This is a genomic window from Methanosarcina sp. 1.H.A.2.2 (assembly GCF_000979975.1).
Lineage (GTDB): Archaea > Halobacteriota > Methanosarcinia > Methanosarcinales > Methanosarcinaceae > Methanosarcina.
In genome coordinates, this window is the sequence record NZ_JJQL01000050.1 from 1 (window position 1) to 3,007 (window position 3,007).

Sequence of the window (3,007 nt, forward strand, 5' to 3'; positions counted from 1 at the left end):
AAGTCATGTATAGGAGTGCTGCATATTGAATTTCGCCTGGACCTGAATTAGGTGAAAGGAACGGATAGTTAGTGAACGCGGACTGAACACCTCGTTGCCTTGGTGCTTACATCCCGTTTCTATCAAACCGGTCTTTTACCGGAATCCTTAAAGAGGTCTCTTTTTAGGTCAGATTTCGAGCTTAGATGCATTCAGCTCTTATTCCTTAGCGCGTAGCTGCCCGGCGATGCCTTGTCAGACAACCGGTACACCAGTGGCGCCGCTGCTTGGTTCCTCTCGTACTAAAAGCAGCTTACCCGCAGACCTCTGGCACCTCTAGTAGATAGTAACCGACCTGTCTCACGACGGTCTAAACCCAGCTCACGATCTCCTTTAATAGGCGAACAACCTCACCCTTGGCCGCTGCTGCACGGCCAGGATGGAAAGAACCGACATCGAGGTAGCAAGCTGCCGGGTCGATATGTACTCTTGCCGGCAACGACTCAATTATCCCCGGGGTAACTTTTCTGTCATTTTTGGCCCCCACCAAGGAGGCTCAAAAGTTCGCTAGAACCGACTTTCGTCTCGTCATCCACTGCTTTGCTGAATAACGTCAGGCTGACTTATACTCTTGCACTCTTCAGCGAGTTTCCGACCCGCTTGAGTCAACCATTGCGCGCCCTTGATATCTTTTCAAGGGCGTCCCGCCCCAGGCAAACTGCCCACCTATCGGGGTCCTCTTCGCAGAGTTAGGGTCGTAGTTCCAGAAGGGTAGTGTCCCAATTGCGACTCCACGGATGCTGGCGCACCCGCTTCGACGTCTCCTACCTACACTGTACATCCAGAACCACAACCCAACGACAGGCTGCAGTAAAGCTCCACGGGGTCTTCACTTCCCCCTAGAGGTCTCTAGACTGTGCACTAGAATGTAAGCTTCACCGGACTCCAGTTAGGGACAGTAGGGCTCTCATTGATCCATTCATGCAAGTCGCCAATTAAGCGACAAGGTACTACGCTACCTTAAGAGGGTCATAGTTACCCCCGCTGTTTACAGGCCCTTCTTCCCGTTGAACCGGGGTTTCAGGTACCTGCACTGAGCAGGATTCAGAGATTGTACTAGCCCTTACGGGTTTGCAATCTCCTATGTTGATATTAGACAGTTAGAGCCCCCTGGTCACTGCGACCTGCTGTCTACACAGCAGGCACTCCTTCTCCCGAAGTTACGGAGCTAATTTGCCGAATTCCCTTAACTGAATTACTCCGACACGCCTTAGCCTTTTCAGCTAGGGGCACCAGTGTCAGTTCTCGGTACGGACATTTAGCTGTCCTTTTCACGGGTTCCTGGGTGCAGCCGACTTACGCCATTACAGATTCGCCCGCTTCTCGCCATTACGGCTCTCCACAGGTTTCGCTGCTTAGACGGCGCGACGACGCCGCTCGGCCTGCCCGAAAACGTCAGACTTTAGTGCTAAATGGTACAGGAATATTAACCTGTTTCCCTTTTGGCGTACTCGAATTACGGTACGTCTTAGGACCGACTAACCCTCGGCTGACGATCATTGCCGAGGAAACCTGGCCCCTTCGGCGGCAGGGATTCTCACCCTGCTTTGCTGCTACTATTACCAGGATTTTCGTTTGTGAACGGTCCACAGGACTTTACAGCCCTGCTTCAGCCCGAACACAACGCCTTCCTACGAGATTACCTTGCGGTACTCCGTGGTATCGGTGGTCGACTTGAGCCCCGTCAATTTTCGGGGCCCCAAACCTCGACTGGTGAGCTGTTACGCACTCTTTGAAGGGTAGCTGCTTCTAAGCTAACCTTCCAGCTGTCTTGGGCTTGGGACGCCCTTTAGTGTTAACACTTAGTCGACACTTGGGGACCTTAACCACGGGCTGGGTTGTCTCCCTTACGGACTACAAGCTTACCCCAGTAGTCCGGACTCCGACTTTCTCAGATGACAGTGGGTTTGGAGTTTGACAGGCGGGCGAGGGATTTCTCCCCCGGAACCGCCAATCAGTGCTCTACTCCACCGACGATCTCCAGTCAGGTCATGCTACGACATGTTTCGGAAGGAACCAGCGGATGCCGGGTTAGATTAGCATTTCACTACGAGACGCAGGTCACACGAATGATTTGCAGATCAAAACCGCTTGCGGTCCTCCACGTAGCTTTCGCCACGCTTCAACCTGCCCACGCCTAGATCACCCGGCTTCGGGTCGTACCCCGGTGACTCCACGCACTTGTATACGTCGTGCCTCGCCCGAAGGCTGCGCACATGTTGCTTTCGCTTCGGCTGCCCAGATAAAAGGTTAGCCATCGCCACCAAGATACACTCCCTGGCCCGTTCTTCAAAACGTAAGATACGACACTGGCAGTGACATTCGTACTACATCCTCGCGAATGATTCCTTCATGTCAAAGATCCTTTCATGCCGTATCGTTCCATCACTATCAGGTTTCAGGCACTTTGCACCTCCCTTCTCGGGGTACTTTTCAGCGTTCGGTCACCCTACTATTTCGCTATCGGTCTCAAGTAGTATTTAGTTTTGGAGGTTGGTGCCCCCCAGATTCCCGCACGATATCCAACGCACGGTACTCAGGGACATGTTCCGGTTTATTGGCTTACACCTAAGTGACTGTCACACTCTATGGTCTGCCGTTCCAGGCAAGTTCGGTTTCGCCGCCAAACGTTTGAACAGCCCTACAACACCACATTTCCCCGAAGGGATTCGGTTTGAACTGTGCCGTGTTCACTCGCCGTTACTAGCGGCATCTCGTTTGATTTCTTTTCCAGCTCCTACTGAGATGTTTCAATTCGGAGCGTTCCCGATCATTACTGATCACTATGGAGAGGTCCCATTCGGAGATCCCGGGTTCATTGGATCCATGCACCTACCCCGGGCTTATCGCAGCTTGGCACGTCCTTCATCAGCTCTTGAGCCGAGCCATCCACCTGATAGCATAACTCCTGTTACACCTAACCAGGTCCAGTTAGCGTTCAATATACAGCACCTATACACGACTTCAT

At 52.6% G+C, this 3,007-nt stretch carries 1 rRNA gene; it reads right to left on the minus strand.

The window, feature by feature from the left end:
- Positions 1-48: 48 nt before the first annotated feature.
- Positions 49-2,953 (minus strand): 23S ribosomal RNA (locus EO93_RS07420).
- Positions 2,954-3,007 lie beyond the last annotated feature (54 nt).